The organism is Streptomyces pseudoechinosporeus, from assembly GCF_054783935.1.
On sequence record NZ_BAAGPS010000032.1, the window covers coordinates 95,730 to 115,460 of the forward strand.

Genomic DNA, 19,731 nt, shown 5'->3' on the forward strand with positions numbered 1-19,731 from the left:
GGGCGGTCAGGGTGGTGGCTCGACCAACGGGGCAGGTATCTCCGTCGGTTCGGCGGGTACGGGCTCGGGTTCGGGTGCCTCCGGTGGGGCGGGTGCTGATGGCGCTCGTCCCGGTCCCGGTGCGCGTCCTGGTGGAGCGCCTCGGCCCGGTGGTGGGAACGCGAACGGTACGAATGGTGCGGGGCTGCCCGGTGCGGGCGGCACCAGTGCTGTGGCGCCGGGGCATGGTGGCGGTACCGGGTCCTTCGACGTTTCCGGCGTGCTGGCGGCCGGGCCGCTGGGGGCGGCCGGTAGCGGGGGTGGCCCTGGGAACGCGAACGGTGCCGGAGGCGGTGACGACGCGTCGCGGCGCGATGATCTGCCGTACTTCTCCGAGGGAGGCCGGGGCGGCCAGGGCGGTCCCGGTGGCCAGGTCGGTCCGGGCGGTCCCTCGGGGCCGACCGGTGGACCGGTCACGGGTGACGGGCCGTTGGCGGCGCCTGCCGGTGCCGGGCGGCCGGGGGGTCAGCGAGGCCCTGAGAGCTTCGGTGGTCCTGGCGGGATCGGTGGTCCCGGCGGGCCTGGCGGTCAGGGAGTCCCGGGTATCCATGGTGCTTCCGGTGGACCGGGTCGGCCGAGTACTCCCGGAGGGCCCGGTGGACCCGGCGCCCCGGCCGGTGGCCCGGGGCGTCCCGGAGGTCCGGGAGGCCCCGGTTCCCCGAGTGCCCCGAACGGTCCGGGCGCCCCGAATGGCCCCGGCGGCCCCGGCGGATCCGGCGCCCCAGCCGGTGGTCCCGGCGGCCCCGGTCACCCCGGTGGCGGCCTGAGCGACGACACCGCGATCCTCACCCCGCAGAAGCCGGCGCCCGAACCGCCCGGTTATGCCGGTGGGCCCGGCGAGAACGTCTCCGGGCACACCCTGACCAGCGGCATTCCCGTCGTACCGTCGCACCAGAACTCGCCGTTCGGGCCCGGCGCGCCCTCCGACGGCGCGATGACGCACCAGCCCCCGAAGCTGCCCGAGCCGGTCTCGCCAACCGTGCCCGCGGCCTCGAAGCCGAAGAAGAAGGGGCGCAACAAGCTGGTGCTCCTGGGGGTCGGTGTGGTGGGCGTCGCCGGTATCGCGTACGGCGCCGGGCTGCTCATGAACCACTCCGACGTGCCCAAGGGCACCACCGTGCTCGGCGTCGACATCGGCGGCGGCACCCGCGACGAGGCTGTCAAGAAACTCGATGACGCTTTCAAGGCAGATGCGGCCAAGCCGCTCCAGCTCTCGGTCGACGGCGACACCGTCGCGCTCAGGCCGGACCAGGCCGGCCTCCAGTTCGACAGCCAGGCCACAGTGCGTGGCGCGGCGGGCAGTGACTACAACCCCGTGTCGGTGATCGGTTCGCTGTTCGGCGGCGAGCGCGTCGTCGAGCCCGAGATGCCCGTCGACGAGGAGAAGCTGCGGGCCGCCCTGGAGCGCGCCGCGGGCGGCGTCGGCACGGCGACCGAGGGCACGATCAAGTTTGAGTCGGGCAAGGCCGTCCCCGTGTACGGCAAGGCGGGCAAGGGCATAGCCATCGCCCAGTCGACGAAGGCCGTCGAGGAGGCGTACCGAGCGCAGGTGGAGACCGGGAAGACGGACCCCGTGCAGGTTCCCACCACGACGAAGGAGCCGGCGGTCACGAAGGCCGAAGTCGACCGGATGATGAAGGAGTTCGCGGAGCCGGCGATGTCGGGCATCGTCACCATCGAGGCCGCCGGTGCCACACCGATCCAGTTCAGCCCGGAGAACTCCCTGTGGAAGTTCCTCGGAGTGAAGGCCGTCAACGGCAAGCTCGTGGAGACGTACGACCTCGAAGCGCTCAAGGAGCTCTACGGCACGACGTTCGACGGCGTGACGATCGAGCGGGCCAGCGGCCAGCGGACGGCCGTCACGCCCCAGGACGTGGTCAACGCGCTGGCCCCCGCGCTCCGCGGCAAGTCGCAGGCGGACCGCGTCGGCGAAATCGAGACGAACCCGAACTAGACGGTTCGATCAGGCAGTTCGCGCTTGCGTGACGGCCGGTCAGATCTCCACGACGAGCCCGGTCGACGCAACGTCGACCGGGCTCGTCGTACGCCCGGCCGGTGCGGCGCGGGTCAGTTGAGCATCGCGCGGGCCGCGCGGGCCTGTTGGCGTACGCGGTCCGCGGCGGGTTCGTCGACGGGGGCCACGATGTCGGCGTACGCGTCGAGTTCCGTGGCGCCCGCCAGGAAGTCGCCGCGCTGGACGAGGAGTTGGGCGCGGTCGTAGCGGAGGCGGGCGGGGTGGGACGGGAGGAGTAGGGAGAGGTCCACAGCCCACAGGGCAACGTCGCCGCGTTCGGGGCGGGCGGCGGCCCAGGCGCGGATGTTGTTGAGGATGCGCAGGACGACGTCGAGCGGGTCGGCCGGCGTGAGCATCGACGGGTCGAGGGGTGCACCGGTGGCACCCGCCACGAGCAGATCCGCATCGGGGCCGGTCAGGACGCGGCCACCGTCGAAAGGGTCGGCGAGGACCTGTTCCTCCAGGGAACCGAAGCCCACCACGAAATGGCCCGGCAGGGCGACCCCGTACACGTGTGCCCCCGCCCTGCGCGCGACCTCCATCCAGACCACCGAGAGCAGGATGGGCAGCCCGCGCCGCCGCCGCAGCACCGCGTGCAGGAGCGAGGACTCCAGCCGCTGATAGTCACCGGGCGTACCGCGGAACCGACAGCGCCCGCCGAGATGCTCGGCCAGCGCCGTCGCCCAGGCCCGCGGCCCACCCGGCCGGAACGGCAACTCCCCGGCCAGCCGGTCCAGTTCGATCTGAGCGGCGTCCATGCCGGCCTCGTCCAGGGACCCGTCCGCTTCGGCCCCGATGAGAAGGCACAGCGTCGCCAGATCAGGCCGTTCGGCCCGCGCCTCATCAGCGAACCGCCGCCGCCACGCGGCACTCTGCTCCGGCCCAGGAGGATGAGGGGGACCCATAGCTGCCTCGTGCCCTTTCACGCCGATCGATACCGCTGCGTGCTGCTTCCACCAGTTTCACCGCACTACTGGGCTCCGGCGCGCCCGCCGGAGTCGCTCTCCAGGGTCTCCGGCTCGCGGTAGTGGTGGTACGCATGATGCGCCGCGAACCCCATCCCCCCGTACAGCGCCCGCGCCCCCGCGTTCTCCGTCTCCACCTGGAGCCACGCCGCCGAGGCGCCCTCGCTCAGGGCCTGGCGGGCCAGAGCGCCTATCACCATGGTGGCCAGGCCCTGGCGGCGGAGCGACGGGTCCACCTCGACCGCGGCGAAACCGGCCCAGCGGCCGTCCACCACACAGCGGCCGATCGCCGCCGGTGAACCCGGCTCGGCACCGGGCACCGTCGCGAACCACACCGAAGGTCCGCTCTCCAGCACCTTGAGCGCCACATCGCTCATGCCCTTGCGCTGGTAGCGGCCCAGCCATGCCTCGTTCGCCGTGCGGGAGAGGACCACCGGGCGGGCAGGGTCCGGAACATCGCCGAGCGGTGCCAGCGCACCGGTCCACAGCTCGGCGCTCACCTCGCGCGTCCACCCCCGCCCCTCCAGCTCCGCACACAGCAACTCCTGCGTGCCCTCGGCTCCGGTCGCGGTCTGGACGTACGCGGGCAGACCACGGGCCGCGTACCAGTCCCGTACGAGCGACAGCGCCTCGTCGAGCGGTACACCGGGATCGCCGAGCGGCAGTACGGAATTGGCCCGTCGCGTGAATCCGGCGGCGGCCCGCAGCTCCCACTCGCCGAGATGCGCCCGCTCCACCGGCTGCCAGCCACGCGTGGCAACCCGAGCCAGCTCCTCGTACGAAGCCGAAGGGCCTCGCCGACGGGCAGGCGCCGACGGCACCACCTTGCCCGCGACCAGGGAGGATTCCGGAATACGGACACGTTCCCCGGACCGCCGTGTGATCAGCAGCACACCGTCGTCCCATGATGTGAGAACGCCAACCGTGTCGGTGAACCTCTCACCCTTGGGGGCGTCTTCGTCCAGTTGCCGTACCGAGATACGTTTGCCCACGTCAGCAGGGGTGACACGGACCTCGAGCCGTATATGCGAGGAGAAATCCACAGCTCAGTACAACCCTCCTGTTCGGATCACGCCCGGGAACGGAGATACTAGGTGCGGGCATCGACGACGCCGCGCTCCCGCGCGCCAGGCGGCGGAGCCTGAGGAGGCCCGCCAGCGCCCTACCGAGGAGGAACGACAGCGTGACCTACGTCATCGCGCAGCCTTGTGTCGACGTCAAGGACAAGGCGTGCATCGAGGAGTGCCCGGTCGACTGCATCTACGAGGGCTCCCGGTCCTTGTACATCCACCCGGACGAATGCGTCGACTGCGGAGCCTGTGAGCCGGTCTGCCCGGTCGAGGCGATCTTCTACGAGGACGACACTCCCGAAGAGTGGAAGGACTACTACAAGGCGAACGTCGAGTTCTTCGACGAACTCGGCTCGCCCGGCGGCGCCAGCAAGCTCGGCCTGATCGAGCGCGACCACCCCTTCATCGCAGAGCTGCCGCCGCAGAACCAGTAAACGGCGCGCCCGTATCCGCGCCGCCTCGGTCCCGTACGCCCTGATCGCCTTGATCGCCGTACGGGACCGAGGCGTTTGCCCAAGCGGCCGAGCGCCCAGGCGACCAAGCAGAAAGTGAACCCCGTGTCCGCAGTCTCCGACCGGCTTCCCGCCTTTCCCTGGGACAAGCTGGAGCCCTTCAAGGCGACGGCCGCCGCTCATCCGGACGGCATCGTCGACCTGTCCGTCGGCACCCCGGTCGACCCGGTGCCCGAGCTGATCCAGAAAGCCCTGGTGGCCGCGGCCGACTCGCCCGGCTATCCCACGGTGTGGGGCACGCCGGAACTGCGGGACGCGCTCACGGGCTGGTGCGAGCGGAGACTGGGCGCCCGTGGAGTCACCCACCGCAACGTCCTGCCGGTTGTCGGCTCCAAGGAACTGGTGGCCTGGCTGCCGACGCAGCTGGGCCTCGGCCCCGGTGACAAGGTCGCCTATCCGCGCCTCGCCTACCCGACGTACGAGGTCGGGGCCAGGCTGGCCCGCGCGGACTACGTCTCGTACGAGGACCCGACGGACCTGGACCCGACCGGCCTGAAGCTCCTCTGGCTCAACTCCCCGTCGAACCCCACCGGCCGCGTCCTGTCCAAGGACGAGCTGACCCGGATCGTCGCCTGGGCGCGTGAGCACGGCATCCTCGTCTTCTCCGACGAGTGCTACCTCGAGCTCGGCTGGGAGGCCGACCCGGTCTCGGTCCTGCACCCCGACGTGTGCGGCGGCTCGTACGAGGGGATCGTGTCGGTCCACTCGCTTTCGAAGCGGTCGAACCTCGCGGGCTACCGGGCCGCGTTCCTGGCCGGTGACCAGACCGTCCTCGGCGAGCTGCTGGAGATCCGCAAGCACGGCGGCATGATGACGCCCGCGCCGACGCAGGCCGCGGTGGTCGCCGCCCTCGGCGACGACACCCATGTACGCGAACAGCGCGAGCGTTACGCGGCCCGCCGCACCGCCCTCCGGGAGGCCCTGCTGCGGCACGGTTTCCGCATCGAGCACAGCGAGGCGAGCCTGTACCTCTGGGCGACCCGGGACGAGTCCTGCTGGGACACGGTGGCCCACCTGGCCGAGCTGGGCATCCTGGTCGCGCCGGGCGACTTCTACGGGCCGGCGGGGGAGAGGTTCGTCCGCGTGGCGCTGACGGCTACGGACGAGCGAGTGCAGGCGGCCGTGGGGCGCCTGTAGGTCTCGTACGACGGCGAGATCGTAGGTACGGCGAAGGGGTCCAGGTGCAGTGCACCTGGACCCCTTCGCCGTACGAGTGTTGCGTCAGGCGAGCGGCAGGGTCTGCGCCGGCAGGGTCTGCACCGGCAGCGTCTCCGCACCGGGGACGCCGCCCTGGGTGAGGCCCTCGGTCGGCAGGGCAGCCCCGCCCGACTTCGCGGTGTCACCGAGCACGTCACCCGCGGACCCGGCGACATCCCCGGCGGCGAGCGGGGCGACGGGCGCCGCCTGCTTGACGGCCTTGCCCGCGGCCGGTACGGCCTGGCCGCCGGCGTCGCTCGCGAGGTCGGTGGTGGTCTGCGTGGCACCGTCGACGGTGGTGCCCGCGTTGTCCAGCGCGGACATCCCGCCGAGGTCGGGGGCAGCCGGCACCTGGGGCGCCGCGCTGGCGGAGCCGGCCGCACCGACCCCGGCAGCCGCTCCCGCTGCGACGAGCAGCGCGGTACGGGCGATCCGACGGGTCAGGGGGAGGGACATGATGCTCCTTAGACGGGGAGAAAACGGTGAAGTGTGCGACCGCGCCCGGGAGTTGGCGGTGGTCGACTGGATGTCGACCAACTGGTTGGTGATCGCTGGCTGTTGATCGTTCCGGTGATCGTCCGCTGATCGTTCCGGGCTCGGACGCACTGACTACCGCTCGAAGTCCGCGAAGGTTGCGGTGGCCCGACGTAAAGAGTTGGCAATGCGTCGCATTATCGGTTGCGGAGAAAACCGGGCAAAGGGCGCGCGGTGCGAAAGTCTGCTGAATCCTTACGGCCCTTGATTCTCAAGGGATTCGGTCGATTCGAGAGTGGCCGGACGAAAACCCGTGCGCGCCGTGGACATCGCGCGCACGGGGCTCCCTCCAACGGGTGAGGGTCCGTACTACTGCCCAGTGACGATTCGGACTTCGCCCGTGGAGTTCCGGGAACCCGAGGCGTCCGCGCGCCACTCGCTCCGGGTGTTCCCGGCCGTCCAGACCCAGCCCGCGTACGAGACCCGCTTGATGTGCAGTGCGGAGGCGTTGGCCACCGCCCAGTGCGCAAGACCCCAGCCGCGCTGCCGCTCCCCGCCCTTGGCGGCCGGGGCATCGCGGGTGTCGGGGACGGGGATGGTCACGGTGCGGGCGCTCGCGGGACCGCCCGCCCCGGTGGCCGACTCCGACGGCGTGGCGCCCGCGTCAGGCCTCAACTTCCGCTCCGCACCCGCCTCTTGGAACATGCCCTGCCCGAAGTCCCGTACCAGCGCGGCGCGCACCGCGTCCGGGCCGCCGGTCCGCGTGTCACCGGTCCGCATCTCCGGGCGCCCCTCACAGGTGAGCGTGCCCGCCGCGCGCCCCGTCAGTGCCGCGGCCAGCAGCGTGGCGTCGGTCTCGTGCTTCGCGTACGCGTCCGGGAAGCCGCTGCGCTGCACGCGCTGGGCGGCGACGGTGAGCGGCAGCTCCGAGTAGTCCGGCACCTTGGCCAGGTGCTCGTAGAACTCGCTCGCCGCGTACGTCGGGTCCATGACCTGCGTCTCCGTTCCCCAGCCCTGCGAGGGCCGCTGCTGGAACAGGCCCAGCGAGTCCCGGTCGCCGTGGTCGATGTTGCGCAGGCCGGACTCCTGGATCGCCGTCGCGAGGGCGATCGTGACGGCCCGCTCGGGCATGCCGCGGTTGGTGCCGACCACCGAGATCGTCGCCGCGTTCACCGCCTGCTCCGCCGTGAACTCGTACTCGTATGACGCGCCGTCGCCTCTGTCCGAGACGACCGTGCAGCGGGGAGCGCCCGTGCCCCCGGTGACGTACTGGAAGGTGAGGTACGCCGCGAGGGCGAGCAGCATCGCGAGGGCCGTTCCGAAACGGGGGAGGCGGCGGCGACGGACGTTACTGATGGGTTCACGCACGCCCATCAAAGTAGCGAAGGGCGAGGAGGCGAATGACGGGACTATGGACATTTGGTCAACAAGCTGTAAGGGATGTCTCAAAGCAGTCGCCGTGAGGGCGGTCCGGGCCGTCGCGCTAGGGTCGACCGTATGGCTGACACCCCGCTTGACCTCACTGTTGACGCCGCCCGGCTCACCGCGCAGCTCGTCGACCTCCCCTCGGAGAGCGGCAGCGAGAAGCCTCTCGCGGACGCCGTCGAGACCGCGCTGCGCGCCCTGCCGCATCTGACGGTCGACCGGTACGGCAACAACGTCGTCGCCCGTACGAGTCTGGGGCGGGCCGAGCGCGTCATCCTCGCCGGGCACATCGACACGGTGCCGATCGCCGGCAACGTTCCCTCGCGCCTGGACGACGACGGCGTGCTGTGGGGCTGCGGCACCTGCGACATGAAGGCGGGCGTCGCCGTGCAGCTGCGGATCGCGGCCACCGTGCCCGAGCCCAATCGAGACCTCACGTTCGTCTTCTACGACAACGAAGAGGTGGCCGCGCACCTGAACGGTCTGAAGCATGTGGCCGAGGCTCATCCGGACTGGCTGGAGGGCGACTTCGCGGTTCTCCTGGAGCCCTCGGACGGGCAGGTGGAGGGCGGTTGCCAGGGGACGCTCCGGGTGCTGCTGAAGACGCGCGGCGAGCGCGCCCACTCGGCGCGCAGTTGGATGGGCTCGAACGCGATCCATGCGGCCGCCCCGATCCTCGCCCGCCTGGCCTCGTACGAGCCGCGCTATCCGGTCATCGACGGTCTTGAGTACCGCGAGGGGCTCAATGCCGTCCGGATCGAGGGCGGAGTGGCTGGCAACGTCATCCCCGACGAGTGCGTGGTGACCGTCAACTTCCGTTACGCGCCGGACCGTAGCGAGGAGGAGGCCCTGGCCCATGTGCACGAGGTGTTCGCGGACTGCGGGGTCGAGGAGTTCGTGGTCGACGACCACAGCGGGGCGGCGCTGCCCGGGCTGTCCCACCCGGCGGCCGTCGCGTTCATCGAGGCGGTCGGTGGCACTCCGCAGCCCAAGTACGGCTGGACGGACGTCTCCCGCTTCAGCGCGCTCGGCGTCCCGGCCGTCAACTACGGTCCCGGGAACCCGCACTTGGCGCACAAGCGGGATGAACGGGTCGAAACGGGGAAGATTCTGGCGGGGGAGAAGCGGCTGCGGGCCTGGCTGACGTCCTGACCCGTACCTGAAGTCCTGCCCCGTACCTGAGGGCGGTTCGTGGCGGACATGCCGGCGTCCCCCCGCCGTAACCCGCGTAGATCTACGCTGGGGCGGAACGACCTGCAAGCGGAGGGAGCGGACATGGCTACTGGCGACCCGGAGGGCAAGAAGCGGCCACCGGAGGAACAGCGGCTCGGCCCCGTGCTGCGCAGGCGTGGCCAGGTGCAGGCGAGCACGACGGACCAGCGGCTGCTGGACGCGGGCGGGCCCTCGGACTGGGTGCACACCGACCCCTGGCGAGTGCTGCGCATCCAGTCGGAGTTCATCGAGGGCTTCGGCACGCTTGCCGAACTCCCGGCCGCGATCAGTGTGTTCGGCTCGGCCCGTACGCCGGTGGGGTCGCCGGAGTACGAGGCCGGGGTCGCGCTGGGCCGCGGGCTGGTGGAGGCCGGCTTCGCCGTCATCACGGGCGGTGGCCCGGGCGCCATGGAGGCCGCCAACAAGGGTGCGTGCGAGGCGAAGGGCATCTCCGTCGGGCTTGGCATCGAGCTGCCCTTCGAGCAGGGGCTCAACCCCTACGTCGACATCGGCCTCAACTTCCGCTACTTCTTCGTGCGCAAGATGATGTTCGTCAAGTACGCGCAGGGTTTCGTGGTCCTGCCCGGCGGCCTCGGCACCCTCGACGAACTCTTCGAGGCCCTCACCCTTGTCCAGACCCAGAAGGTCACGCGCTTCCCCATCGTCCTCTTCGGCACGGAGTACTGGGGCGGCCTGGTGGACTGGCTCAAGAACACGCTCATCGCCCAGGGGAAGGCGTCGGAGAAGGACCTGCTGCTGTTCCACCTGACGGATGACGTGGATGAGGCGGTGGCGTTGGTGTCGAAGGAGGCGGGGAGGTAGGGCGGGGCGAAAACCCTCCCCGGCACCACCCGCGCGGCCTACACCAACCCCCGCCGAGCAACAGCCGGTGGCCGGTGGCCGGCGATCGACGCGACCATGTCCAGTACCTGGCGGGTCTCCGCCACCTCGTGGACGCGGTACACCCGCGCGCCCAGCCACGCCGAGACGGCCGTCGTGGCGAGGGTTCCGAGGACCCGTTCCTTGACCGGCTTGTTCAAGGTCTCGCCGACGAAGTCCTTGTTGGAGAGGGAGACCAGCACGGGCCACCCCGTGGCGACCATCTCGTCGAGCCGGCGCGTGGCCTCCAGACTGTGCCGCGTGTTCTTGCCGAAGTCGTGTCCGGGATCGATGAGCACGGACTCCCGCGGCACCCCGAGCGAGACCGCACGCTCGGCCAGCCCGAGGGTGACCCGCAGGATGTCGGCCATGACATCGTCGTACGCGATCCGATGCGGACGCGTACGAGGCCGTGTACCCCCCGCGTGCGTACACACCAGTCCCACCCCGAACCGCCCGGCGACCTCCGCGAGCCGCGGATCGACCCCGCCCCACGCGTCGTTGAGCAGATCCGCGCCCGCCTCGCAGACCGCCTCACCGACCTCGTGCCGCCAGGTGTCGACGCTGATGATCACGTCCGGGAACCGACGCCGTACCTCGGCGACGAAACCCACCGTGCGTCGCGCCTCCTCCTCGGCGCTCACCTCCTCCCCTGGACCGGCCTTGACCCCACCGATGTCGATGATGGCAGCACCCTCTGACACCGCCTCTTCCACGCGCGCAAGCGCCGGCTCGTCGCGGAAGGTGGCCCCCTGGTCGTAGAAGGAGTCGGGGGTCCGGTTCACGATCGCCATGATCACCGGCTCATGCGCGTCGAACTCACGCCTGCCCAGCCTGAGCATCCCCTGTGACCTCTCCCAGTCGTTCTCGCTGTTCGGCCGCCTGGATCGGCCGCCTGCGACCCTAACTGTCAGAGTCGCATGGCACGATCGGAGCCTGACACTTTCCGCGTCGACGCGTAGCGCGTCGGCAACAGCCGGCGGCAGCCGGAAGCAGAGCGTGGGGGACCGCAGCGATGTTCATGTTCTTGTTCCTGGTCGTCGCCCTCGTCGTGGTCGTCGGCGCGGTGACCCTCTCCGTGGTGGGCGGCGACAGCACCGCCCTGCCCGAGGCCCCGCCCGAGCGCTTCGTGGACCCGCTGCCCCTGGACCGCCCGCTGCATCGCGGCGACGTGGAGATGCTGCGCTTCCCGGTGACCGTCCGCGGCTACCGCATGGCGGACGTCGACGACGCCCTCGGCCGCCTTGCCGCCGAACTGGCCGAGCGCGACGCCCGGATCGCCGACCTGGAGTCCGCGCTGGCCGGAGCGAGGGCGTCCCGGGACACCTCCCTGGAGCAGCACACGGAGGAGGACCACCGGTGAGCGAGGCACTGAAGGGACCCGACGGAGCGCTGCGCTGCCCCTGGGCCCTGTCGACCGAGGACTACGTGACGTACCACGACCAGGAGTGGGGCCGCCCGGTCCACGGCGACGACGCGCTGTACGAGCGGCTGTGCCTGGAGGCCTTCCAGTCGGGACTGTCCTGGATCACGATCCTGCGCCGCCGCGAGGGTTTCCGTACCGCCTTCGCCGACTTCAAGATCACCGAGGTCGCCACCTTCACGGACGCCGACAAGGAGCGGCTTCTCGCCGACCCGGGCATCATCCGCAACCGCGCCAAGATCGAGGCGACGGTCGCCAACGCGCGCGTGCTCGCCGGTTGGTCCCCTGGAGAGCTGGACGAGCTGATCTGGTCGTACGCGCCGGACCACGCCTCCCGTCCAGCTCCGAAGACCCTCGCCGACGTCCCGGCGGTCACCGACGAGTCGACGGCCCTCTCCAAGGCACTCAAAAAGCGAGGCATACGCTTCGTGGGCCCGACGACGGCGTACGCGTTGATGCAGGCGTGCGGCCTGGTCGACGACCATCTGGCGGACTGCGTGGCACGCGGCCACTGAGCCGCGCCCGCCGAACCCCTGTTGGTCGCGGTTGCCCTATCGGCCGAGATACTTCGGCTTCTCCTTGTTGATGAATGCCTGCACCGCGATCAAGTGGTCCTCGGAAGCACCCGCCCGGGTCTGCAGCTCGTCTTCCTTCTCCAGGGCCTCGTCCAGGGAGTGGGACAGGGCGTAGGAGAGGGACTCCTTGAGGGCGGCGTACGCCAGCGTCGGCCCCTCGGCCAGCGCGCGGGCCACCTTCACGGCCTCGGCAGCCAGCTCGGCGGCGGGGACGACGCGGTTGGCGATCCCGAGTTCGTACGCCTCCTGGGCGGTGAGGTTGCGCGGGAAGAGCAGCAGGTCGGCGGCCCGGCCGGGGCCGACGATGCGCGGCAGCGTCCAGGACAGGCCCGAGTCGGCGGTCAGCGCGACCCCGGCGAACGAGGTGTTGAAGGAGGCCGTATCGGCGACGATGCGATAGTCCGCGGCGAGCGCGAAGCCGAAGCCGGCCCCGGCCGCGACGCCGTTGACGGCTGCCACCACCGGCTTCGCCGCCCCGGCCAGGGCCCGCAGGGTCGGGTTGTAGTGCTCCCGCACCGTGGTCATGACGCCTGCGCCGTCCTTGCCGGCGCCCGACTCGCGCGCCGCGAGCAGCCCGCCGACGTGCTCTTTGAGGTCCTGGCCCACGCAGAAGGCCCGGTCACCGGCGGCGGTGAGCAGCACGGCCCGTACGGAGTCGTCCTCCGCTGCCGCCTGTGCCGCGTCCCGGAAGGCGACCTTGGTCTCGGTGTTCATCGCGTTCATCGCCTCGCGGCGGTTCAGCGTGATCGTCGCGAGTCCGTCGCTCACCTCGTAGAGCACGGTGTCGGCCATGGTGGGTCCCCTCCGGTGTCACGGCTTCGTCGTCTTCGTAGTCGTCCGAGGACAGCATGGCGTAGATCATGAGGAGTGGCTGCGTTCAGACATGTGACCTGCGTCAAAGAATTCCGGCGCCCGAAAGTCGATGAGGCGGCGCAGTATCGCAGTCACATCGCCGAATTGAGTGGTTTTGCTCAAGTGCGTTGCGCAAGCGATGCCGACTGATGTTGGTCATCGGGTCCTGAGATGCGGGATAATGGCTTGGAAGCAATGTGTTCGATGCCGGTGACGCGTGTCCGAGAAGAGGACGTGTGCCCTCGAAGGGGCCGTCGGCGACGATGAGCTGGTTTCAGGAAGGGGAACGAGCATGGCGGCCATGAAGCCGCGGACGGGTGATGGCCCGCTCGAGGTGACCAAGGAGGGGCGGGGCATCGTCATGCGCGTTCCGCTCGAAGGCGGCGGTCGGCTCGTCGTCGAGCTGACTCCTGACGAGGCCGACGCGCTCGGCGACGCCCTCAAGAAGGTCGTCGGCTGACGCGGGAGCGACGATAAGTTTTCAGCTGCCCCGGCATCGCGGTTGGTGCCGGGGCAGCTGTTTTTACGGGCCACTGCAGCTTTAGGGGCAACTGCAGCATTCGGTGCCCTACAGCGAGTGAGCCGAAGGGGCGCGACGGTGTCGAGAGACCATGGGGGTCCCCCCGCTCGAGCGGAGCCGAGAGTGGGGGAGTGCGGAGGCCCGACGAAGGAGGGCCGAGCACGATCGGCCTCTCGACACCGGCTGCAGCGCCCCGGAGGCGAACCGAGCTCTAAAAAAGGGGGAGCTCAGCGCTTGACCGCGCACAGCAGGCCGTCGCCCACCGGCAGCAGCGAGGGCACCAGGTCCTGGGTCTCGCGGACCGTGCGCAGCAGCTCGCGCTGGCGCAGTACTTCCGTCGGCTGCGGGCCCGAGTCCACGGTCCGGCCGTTGGAGAAGACGCCCTCGAAACAGACAAGGCCGCCCGGGCGCAGCAGGCGCAACGATTCGGCGAGATAGTCCAGGTATTCCAGACGGTCCCCGTCGCAGAAGACGAGGTCGTATCCGGAGTCCGCGAGCCGGGGCAGAACATCCAGAGCGCGGCCTGGAATGAAGCGCGCGCGATTACTGGCGAAGCCGGCGGCGCGGAAGGCCTGCCGGGCGAACTGCTGGCGCTCCGGCTCCGTGTCGACAGTGGTCAGTACACCGTCCGGCCGCATGCCGTGCAGCAAATGAATTCCGGAGACTCCGGTTCCGGTTCCGATCTCCGCCACCGCTTTGGCGCCCACGGTGGCGGCGAGCAACCGCAGCGCGGCGCCGGTGCCGGGCGACACCGAGCGCAGCCCTGCTTCCTGGGCCCGGTCCCGGGCCCAGCGCAGCGTGTCGTCCTCGGCGACAAAGGCGTCGGCGAACGCCCAGCTCGTCTGCCGGTTGCCGCTAATGACCCTCTCCCGTCCCCGTGGTTGCCTGGGCGTGACTGTATCCGTTGCCGTCGGGAACCCGCAGATGGGACCGGGCGTTTAAAGGGGTGCGGGACGACGCGGGGGGTAGCAGATGGACCAGGAGACCGAGCAAGTGCTGACGCAGTCGCGGAAGCGCGCATCAATTTCTCGTAAAACCGCTTATCCGGAGCTAACGGGCGAGGTGGCTATGGTAGGGGCTCCACTGGACACCACCAGAGCCGACAGGGGAGGTGCGGCTGCGCCTGGGGATCGAGGAGGGGTGCTGAGGCGCCTGCTCAGATCGGTAGGTGAGCCGAAATCCGTGACCGACACAGCTGACAAGTACCGCGCTGCCGATTCCGCTCAGACCGCGACCTTCACGTCCGACGCGGACTCGCAGGCGTGGACTCCGCCCACCTGGGAGGAGATCGTCAGCATGCACAGCGGCCGGGTCTACCGGCTCGCATACCGCCTGACGGGCAACCAGCACGATGCCGAGGACCTGACCCAGGAAGTCTTCGTCCGGGTCTTCCGCTCCCTGTCGACCTACACGCCCGGCACCTTCGAGGGCTGGCTGCACCGCATCACCACCAACCTCTTCCTGGACATGGTGCGCCGCAAGCAGCGCATCCGTTTCGACGCGCTCGGCGACGACGCGGCCGAGCGGCTGCCCAGCCGTGAGCCATCCCCACAGCAGGTCTTCAACGACACGCACTTCGACGCGGACGTCCAGCAGGCGCTCGACACCCTCGCGCCCGAATTCCGCGCCGCGGTCGTCCTGTGCGACATCGAGGGGCTTTCGTACGAGGAGATCGCCGCGACCCTGGGCGTCAAGCTCGGCACGGTCCGCAGCCGGATCCACCGCGGCCGCTCCCAGCTCCGCAAGGCCCTCGCCCACCGGTCGCCCGAGGCCCGCGCCGAGCGCCGGGGCCTGGTGGCCACCGGAGTGCCCGCTGTGGGAGGAGGGGGCGCGACCGCGTGAGTGGATCACGTCCTACGCCGGCAGAGCAGCACCTGGGAGACCGACTCTCCGCCCTGGTGGACGGGGAGCTCGGTCATGAGGCGCGCGAGCGCGTCCTGGCCCACCTCGCCACCTGCGCGAAGTGCAAGGCTGAAGCAGATGAGCAGCGACGGCTGAAGAACGTATTCGCGGAAGCGGCCCCACCACCGCCCTCCGAGAGCTTCCTGGCCCGCCTCCAGGGACTGCCCGGGGGAAGTGACGGGGACGGGGGCGGCTCCCGGCTGGGCGGAGGAGGAGGCTTCGGATCGTCCGGCGCCTTCAGCGTGCGGCACGACCCGTTCGAGTATGTGCCGAACGGCCCGCATGCCGCCGTGCTGCCCTCGGAGCAGCGCGGGTTCCGTATCCATGACATCAGCAGACGTGAGGCCGACCGCTCGGCCTCACGCGGGCTGCGCTTCGCGTTCGTCGCGGCCGGGGCCGTATCGCTGGCCGCGGTCGCGCTCGGCGGGGTGTCGACCAGTGTGCCCGACACCGCGGACGCACGGGCCGGGTCCGGCTCGGGCAGCAATGTGACCCCGGCGCGTACGCAGGGCACGGGCGCGGCGACGACGCCCGAGCAGCGCCGCCGTGGCTTCGCGCCGCTGCTCGCACAGGGGCAGCGTTCCTTCACCGGAGAGCAGGTCGCGCCGACCGAGGTGTCCGCGCCGCTGCTGCCCGGAATGCCCCAGCAGGCCGGACAGCAGGACTCGCGTTCGCCGCATCCGCTGACCGCGCCTGTGGTAGGCGGTGCCACCGCGATGTCCCCGCTCATACGTCCCCTCGAGATGCCTCCGCCGGTCTCGCTGACCTCGTGGTCGACGACGTCTCACTTCACGATGCCCGGGCTGTCGGCCGTCATGCCGATGCCCGAGTCGTCCGCCCCGCCCTCGCCTCCCTCCGCCCGCTGAACCGGCCCTCTGCGCGGCGGCCGGCGAACCTGGTTGAATCCAGGGATGGGCCGCGCCTGCCGGAGAGACCCGGGGCGCGGAGTCGACAATCCGCGGCGCACGCCGATGCGCCGTGCCGCGGGCCAGGTGTGGGGAGAGCATGGACGAGGGGAAGCACTCCGCTTCCGCGGGGGACGGGACGAATCCAGCCACGCCTGACGGCACCCCGACCCGGATCGGGCACACGGAGAACACCGCGAGCGAGCTCCGCCGTGAGAACAGCGAGGGCGACTTCGAGCTGGAGCGGCCTGCGGGCGCTGCGCCTGTCCGGGAGGCGGGCGACGGCGGTTCGTCCGGGGGGCCGTACGGGGCGGGGGCCGCGCCGGGGAGCGGTTCCGTGTCTGGTGGCGCTGTGGCGGAGGCTTCGGTCGCGGGTGGTTCGGTGTCGGGTGGTCCGGTGCCCGATGGCTCGGACGGTTCGGTGTCGGACGACGTCCGCGGCGGCGTGAGCGCGTCTGCTGACCGCGCGTCCGCTGGCCGCGTGCCCGCTGACCGTGCGTCCGGTGCGCGCACCAAGCCTCTGCATGATCCCGATCCGTACAGCACGCCTCCGTACGGGGAGCCCGGGCCCTACGCGCCCGCGCCGCCGGTGCAGCATCCGGGGACGACTCCCGCGCAGGGTACGGCCGTTCCGGCGGCGACTTCGGGGCACGGCACCGGCACACCACCCGGGGCGACCGCTGGCCATGGTGTGCCCGGACAGGCGGTGACTCCGCCGCAGAACGGTCCCGTCGGAACCACGGCTCCGATGCACGGCACCGCCGCGCCTGGAGCGGGCCCCGCCCACGGAGCCCACCTGCCCGCACCCGCAGCGCCCGTCCCGCCCGGCACCCACCTGCCCGCACCCGCAGCGCCCGTCCCGCCCGGCCCGTACACGGCCCAGACCCACCACCCAAGCCCGGCCCCAGACCCCCAAGCCCAACCCCCTCAAGCCCCAGCCCAAGTCCCTCAATCTCCGCAACCCGCTCAAGACCCCCAAGCCCTCCAATCGCCAATCCCCTGGCAGCACTACGACCCCTGGGCCGCCGCCCCCCTCCAGCAGAACGGCGCCGCCGTCGACAGCAAGAGCAGCCGGCGTAAGCGAGTCAGGCGGTTGCTGGTCCTCGGAGCCGCACTCGTCGCGCTGGTGTCCGGAGGCCTCGGAGGCGCCGTAGGGGCGTACCTCGAGCGGAACGGCGGGATCGAGGACATAGAGCTGCCGCAGGCCGGGACGGAGTCCAAGGGCCGGGCGCCGGACAGCGTGGCCGGGATCGCGGCCAGCGCGCTGCCCAGCGTGGTGACCCTGCATGTGAGCGGGTCGGAGGCGCAGGGCACGGGCACCGGCTTCGTGCTCGACGAGCGCGGGCACATCCTCACCAACCACCACGTCGTGGAGCCCGCCGGAGCGAGCGGCGACATCTCCGTGACCTTCAGCGGCGGCGAGAGCGCCAAGGCCGAACTCGTCGGGGGCGACACCGGCTACGACCTCGCCGTCGTGAAGGTGAGCGGAGTCAGCGGCCTCAAGCCCCTGCCGCTCGGCAACTCCGACAACGTCCAGGTCGGCGACCCGGTGGTGGCCATAGGCGCACCGTTCGACCTCGAGAACACCGTGACCTCCGGGATCATCAGCGCCAAGGAGCGGCCCATCACCGCGGGCGGCGAGTCGGGCGACGGCAGCGACGTCTCGTACGTCGACGCCCTGCAGACCGACGCCCCGATCAACCCCGGCAACTCGGGCGGCCCCCTCGTGGATTCCAAGGCCCGCGTCATCGGTATCAACAGCGCCATCCGCTCCGCCGACAGCGGCTCCGACCTGGAGGGCGGCCAGGCCGGATCGATCGGCCTGGGCTTCGCCATCCCCATCAACCAGGGCAAGCGCGTGGCCGAGGAGCTGATCAACACCGGCAAGGCCACGCACCCGGTGATCGGTGTCACGCTCGACATGGACTTCACGGGCGACGGTGCCCGCGTCGGCACCAAGGGCGGCGACGGCCCGCCGGTCACCAAGGGCGGCCCCGGCGACCGGGCCGGCATCAAGGCGGGCGACGTCATCACCGAGGTCGACGGCCAGCGAGTCCGCTCCGGTGAGGAGCTCATCGTCAAGACCCGCGCCCACCGCCCCGGCGACCGCCTGGAGTTGACCCTGGAGCGCGACGGCAAGGAGCGGAAGATCACCCTCGTCCTCGGCTCCGCCGACGGCGACTGACAGGAACGGACGGACAGCAACGGACGGGACAGCAGGGGAGACCACAGAGGGGACAACAACAGACGGGAACCAACAGGAACCGCATCACGAACTGACAGGAACGGCACGAGTAAGACGCCGGGACAGTACCGGACAGACAGGAACGGCGGGTACCGTGGATCCGGCCCGGACCACGGAAGAATCCCGCCGAGGCCGAGGACATCCCAAGGAGCTGCAAGGTGTTCAATGACATAGGAGCCCTCGAGCTGGTGGCGCTCGTTGTCCTTGCCGTGCTCGTCTTCGGTCCGGAGAAGCTCCCGAAGATGATCCAGGACGTCACGCGCACCATTCGCAAGATCCGTGAGTTCTCGGAGAGCGCCAAGGCGGACATCCGTGAGGAACTCGGCCCGGAGTTCAAGGACTTCGAGTTCGAGGACCTCAACCCCAAGACGTTCATCCGCAAGCAGCTGGACAACGACGACCTGGGGCTCAAGGAGATCCGTAACGGCTTCGACCTGAAGAAGGAGATGGCCGAGGTCACGGACGCGGTGCACGGCCGCGAGTCGGAGCCGGCCGCCTCCTCCACCTCCTCGGGCTCCGGCGGCACCGTCGACATGACGAAGAAGCCCGAGCAGCTCGAGCGCCCTCCGTTCGACGCGGACGCGACCTGAGGCGTACGCCCCCTGGGCCGTTTGCCCCCGAGCTTCAAGAATCCCGCGCCACCGAGTTCTGCCTGCTCACAGCCCTCGGAGCCTGACGCGTACGCGACCCACCCGCCGACCGGTTTCACAGCTCGCTGTCGACCTGTGGCTATCCTGCCTAGTTGTTGTGCGGACCGGAGGGACGCCCGATGGGGGGCGGGCCGTTTCGGTCCGACGAGAGCGAGGAGGCGTCCGGGCAATGGAGACGACAAGTCGGGTAGGCGCGCAGGCGCCGGACGCGGAGGGCGGACAACCGGCCCCCTCCGCCCGGCGCACGGTCGACGGCTACCTGCTGGCGCCCTTTCCGTGGTACGGCCTCGACGAGGCCTTCACGGGACCGCGCTGGCTGATGCAGGTCGGCACCGCGGCCGACGGAGCCGTGGAGCACGGTTCGATCGGGCACGGCGACGAACCATCCGTACGCAGTGAGTCGACGACGGACGACAAGGAGCGCTTCGCGGTCGTGGTCACCGTCGCGGCCAATCCCGTGCGGCGCAGCGCCGACGGCACCGGGCTCCTGGAGGCCACCTCGGTGTCCTCCGCGGCCTGGCTCGCGGGCGTGGGACTGCTGTCCTGCACCTGGCCCGGCCACATGGACCACACCCTGCGCGACGACTGGCTGGACCAGCAGACCGAGACGGCGTGGGTCCTGGCGGACGACCTGACCGGTCCGGACTGGTCCCGCCTCTCGCTCCCGGTGGACGGGGCTCCGGCGTCCTTCCACTACCGCGAGTCCGAGTTCGGCTGGGTCCTCGCGGGCTCCACGCAGCAGGGCGTTCACCTGGGCGCGTACGGGCGGGGAATGAGCGCGTACGGCCTGGGCTTCGCCGTGATCAAGGACCTGGCGGCGTACGCCTAGCCGGTACGTCGTAAGCCCAGGCTGATACGCAGGTGGGGGTGCC

General features: G+C 70.7%; 20 protein-coding genes. 13 read left to right on the forward strand and 7 right to left on the reverse strand.

Annotated elements, in window-relative coordinates; genetic code table 11:
- The first annotated feature begins 37 nt into the window (after positions 1–37).
- Positions 38–1,993, forward strand: a complete 1,956-nt coding sequence (locus tag ACYVO6_RS30405) for a hypothetical protein (protein ID WP_461066861.1) — start codon at positions 38–40, stop codon at positions 1,991–1,993.
- A gap of 113 nt (positions 1,994–2,106) precedes the next feature.
- Here ACYVO6_RS30405 and ACYVO6_RS30410 read toward each other — a convergent pair whose 3' ends face one another.
- Both ACYVO6_RS30410 and ACYVO6_RS30415 read right to left on the reverse strand, forming a co-directional pair.
- On the reverse strand, positions 2,107–2,958 hold the full coding sequence (locus ACYVO6_RS30410) for a transglutaminase family protein (RefSeq protein WP_461066746.1): 852 nt from the start codon (positions 2,956–2,958) through the stop codon (positions 2,107–2,109).
- Between the two features lie 65 nt (positions 2,959–3,023).
- Entirely contained in the window at positions 3,024–4,061 is a 1,038-nt protein-coding gene (locus tag ACYVO6_RS30415) for a GNAT family N-acetyltransferase (protein WP_461066748.1), read from the reverse strand.
- Between the two features lie 140 nt (positions 4,062–4,201).
- Here ACYVO6_RS30415 and fdxA point away from each other — a divergent pair, with 140 nt between their 5' ends.
- Both fdxA and ACYVO6_RS30425 read left to right on the forward strand, forming a co-directional pair.
- Positions 4,202–4,522: a ferredoxin gene (gene fdxA, locus ACYVO6_RS30420; protein ID WP_033319951.1), complete on the forward strand. Its 321-nt coding sequence runs from the start codon at positions 4,202–4,204 to the stop codon at positions 4,520–4,522.
- A 123-nt stretch (positions 4,523–4,645) separates the two neighbouring features.
- Positions 4,646–5,737 carry a bifunctional succinyldiaminopimelate transaminase/glutamate-prephenate aminotransferase gene (locus ACYVO6_RS30425; protein ID WP_461066751.1) on the forward strand — a complete coding sequence of 364 codons (1,092 nt, stop codon included), beginning with the start codon at positions 4,646–4,648 and terminating at the stop codon, positions 5,735–5,737.
- Between the two features lie 84 nt (positions 5,738–5,821).
- Here ACYVO6_RS30425 and ACYVO6_RS30430 read toward each other — a convergent pair whose 3' ends face one another.
- Together ACYVO6_RS30430 and ACYVO6_RS30435 are read right to left on the reverse strand one after the other, a co-directional pair.
- Positions 5,822–6,253: an ATP-binding protein gene (locus ACYVO6_RS30430; RefSeq protein WP_461066753.1), complete on the reverse strand. Its 432-nt coding sequence runs from the start codon at positions 6,251–6,253 to the stop codon at positions 5,822–5,824.
- 387 nt (positions 6,254–6,640) lie between these two features.
- The gene (locus ACYVO6_RS30435) at positions 6,641–7,645 is read right to left on the reverse strand and encodes a heavy metal transporter (protein ID WP_461066755.1); all 1,005 of its coding nucleotides are present in this window, start codon (positions 7,643–7,645) and stop codon (positions 6,641–6,643) included.
- Between the two features lie 123 nt (positions 7,646–7,768).
- Between ACYVO6_RS30435 and dapE the strand changes: the two genes are divergently transcribed.
- Positions 7,769–8,848: a succinyl-diaminopimelate desuccinylase gene (gene dapE, locus ACYVO6_RS30440; RefSeq protein ID WP_461066757.1), complete on the forward strand. Its 1,080-nt coding sequence runs from the start codon at positions 7,769–7,771 to the stop codon at positions 8,846–8,848.
- Positions 8,849–8,971: 123 nt separating this feature from the next.
- Positions 8,972–9,730, forward strand: coding sequence for an LOG family protein (locus ACYVO6_RS30445; RefSeq protein WP_461066759.1), 759 nt, complete (start codon positions 8,972–8,974; stop codon positions 9,728–9,730).
- Between the two features lie 38 nt (positions 9,731–9,768).
- Here ACYVO6_RS30445 and folP read toward each other — a convergent pair whose 3' ends face one another.
- Entirely contained in the window at positions 9,769–10,629 is an 861-nt protein-coding gene (gene folP / locus ACYVO6_RS30450) for a dihydropteroate synthase (protein WP_461066761.1), read from the reverse strand.
- A 173-nt stretch (positions 10,630–10,802) separates the two neighbouring features.
- Between folP and ACYVO6_RS30455 the strand changes: the two genes are divergently transcribed.
- The gene (locus ACYVO6_RS30455) at positions 10,803–11,150 is read left to right on the forward strand and encodes a DivIVA domain-containing protein (RefSeq protein WP_461066763.1); all 348 of its coding nucleotides are present in this window, start codon (positions 10,803–10,805) and stop codon (positions 11,148–11,150) included.
- Positions 11,147–11,725, forward strand: coding sequence for a DNA-3-methyladenine glycosylase I (locus ACYVO6_RS30460; protein WP_461066765.1), 579 nt, complete (start codon positions 11,147–11,149; stop codon positions 11,723–11,725). The genes ACYVO6_RS30455 and ACYVO6_RS30460 overlap by 4 nt, the downstream gene beginning before the upstream one ends.
- Positions 11,726–11,761: 36 nt before the next feature.
- Here the strand turns inward: ACYVO6_RS30460 and chcB are convergent, their stop codons facing one another.
- On the reverse strand, positions 11,762–12,577 hold the full coding sequence (chcB, locus tag ACYVO6_RS30465) for a 2-cyclohexenylcarbonyl CoA isomerase (protein ID WP_461066767.1): 816 nt from the start codon (positions 12,575–12,577) through the stop codon (positions 11,762–11,764).
- A 352-nt stretch (positions 12,578–12,929) separates the two neighbouring features.
- On the opposite strand from chcB, the gene ACYVO6_RS30470 reads away from it, so the two are divergent.
- Positions 12,930–13,097 carry a DUF3117 domain-containing protein gene (locus tag ACYVO6_RS30470; protein ID WP_003966491.1) on the forward strand — a complete coding sequence of 56 codons (168 nt, stop codon included), beginning with the start codon at positions 12,930–12,932 and terminating at the stop codon, positions 13,095–13,097.
- Positions 13,098–13,384: 287 nt separating this feature from the next.
- Here ACYVO6_RS30470 and ACYVO6_RS30475 read toward each other — a convergent pair whose 3' ends face one another.
- The gene (locus ACYVO6_RS30475) at positions 13,385–14,083 is read right to left on the reverse strand and encodes an O-methyltransferase (protein ID WP_461066863.1); all 699 of its coding nucleotides are present in this window, start codon (positions 14,081–14,083) and stop codon (positions 13,385–13,387) included.
- Positions 14,084–14,225: 142 nt separating this feature from the next.
- Here ACYVO6_RS30475 and sigE point away from each other — a divergent pair, with 142 nt between their 5' ends.
- The 5 genes from sigE (at position 14,226) to ACYVO6_RS30500 (ending at position 19,688) form a co-directional block, all read left to right on the forward strand.
- Positions 14,226–14,999 carry an RNA polymerase sigma factor SigE gene (gene sigE / locus ACYVO6_RS30480; protein WP_461066769.1) on the forward strand — a complete coding sequence of 258 codons (774 nt, stop codon included), beginning with the start codon at positions 14,226–14,228 and terminating at the stop codon, positions 14,997–14,999.
- Positions 14,996–15,925 (forward strand): anti-sigma factor family protein, encoded by a 930-nt coding sequence (locus ACYVO6_RS30485; protein ID WP_461066771.1) that lies wholly within the window; start codon positions 14,996–14,998, stop codon positions 15,923–15,925. Before sigE ends, ACYVO6_RS30485 begins: the two co-directional genes overlap by 4 nt.
- A gap of 139 nt (positions 15,926–16,064) precedes the next feature.
- The gene (locus ACYVO6_RS30490; RefSeq protein WP_461066773.1) at positions 16,065–18,149 is read left to right on the forward strand and encodes a S1C family serine protease; all 2,085 of its coding nucleotides are present in this window, start codon (positions 16,065–16,067) and stop codon (positions 18,147–18,149) included.
- A 218-nt stretch (positions 18,150–18,367) separates the two neighbouring features.
- Positions 18,368–18,799 (forward strand): sec-independent translocase, encoded by a 432-nt coding sequence (locus ACYVO6_RS30495; protein WP_461066775.1) that lies wholly within the window; start codon positions 18,368–18,370, stop codon positions 18,797–18,799.
- Positions 18,800–19,028: 229 nt separating this feature from the next.
- The gene (locus tag ACYVO6_RS30500) at positions 19,029–19,688 is read left to right on the forward strand and encodes a hypothetical protein (RefSeq protein WP_461066777.1); all 660 of its coding nucleotides are present in this window, start codon (positions 19,029–19,031) and stop codon (positions 19,686–19,688) included.
- Positions 19,689–19,731 lie beyond the last annotated feature (43 nt).

Excerpts from the sequence above, each read along its gene's own strand:
- ACYVO6_RS30410 (WP_461066746.1), bottom strand. The coding sequence starts at position 2,958 with ATGGGTCCCCCTCATCCTCCTGGGCCGGAGCAGAGTGCCGCGTGGCGG.
- ACYVO6_RS30430 (WP_461066753.1), bottom strand. The coding sequence starts at position 6,253 with ATGTCCCTCCCCCTGACCCGTCGGATCGCCCGTACCGCGCTGCTCGTC.
- ACYVO6_RS30435 (WP_461066755.1), bottom strand. The coding sequence starts at position 7,645 with ATGGGCGTGCGTGAACCCATCAGTAACGTCCGTCGCCGCCGCCTCCCC.
- dapE (WP_461066757.1), top strand. The coding sequence starts at position 7,769 with ATGGCTGACACCCCGCTTGACCTCACTGTTGACGCCGCCCGGCTCACC.
- ACYVO6_RS30445 (WP_461066759.1), top strand. The coding sequence starts at position 8,972 with ATGGCTACTGGCGACCCGGAGGGCAAGAAGCGGCCACCGGAGGAACAG.
- folP (WP_461066761.1), bottom strand. The coding sequence starts at position 10,629 with ATGCTCAGGCTGGGCAGGCGTGAGTTCGACGCGCATGAGCCGGTGATC.
- ACYVO6_RS30455 (WP_461066763.1), top strand. The coding sequence starts at position 10,803 with ATGTTCATGTTCTTGTTCCTGGTCGTCGCCCTCGTCGTGGTCGTCGGC.
- chcB (WP_461066767.1), bottom strand. The coding sequence starts at position 12,577 with ATGGCCGACACCGTGCTCTACGAGGTGAGCGACGGACTCGCGACGATC.
- ACYVO6_RS30470 (WP_003966491.1), top strand. The coding sequence starts at position 12,930 with ATGGCGGCCATGAAGCCGCGGACGGGTGATGGCCCGCTCGAGGTGACC.
- sigE (WP_461066769.1), top strand. The coding sequence starts at position 14,226 with ATGGTAGGGGCTCCACTGGACACCACCAGAGCCGACAGGGGAGGTGCG.
- ACYVO6_RS30490 (WP_461066773.1), top strand. The coding sequence starts at position 16,065 with ATGGACGAGGGGAAGCACTCCGCTTCCGCGGGGGACGGGACGAATCCA.
- ACYVO6_RS30500 (WP_461066777.1), top strand. The coding sequence starts at position 19,029 with ATGGAGACGACAAGTCGGGTAGGCGCGCAGGCGCCGGACGCGGAGGGC.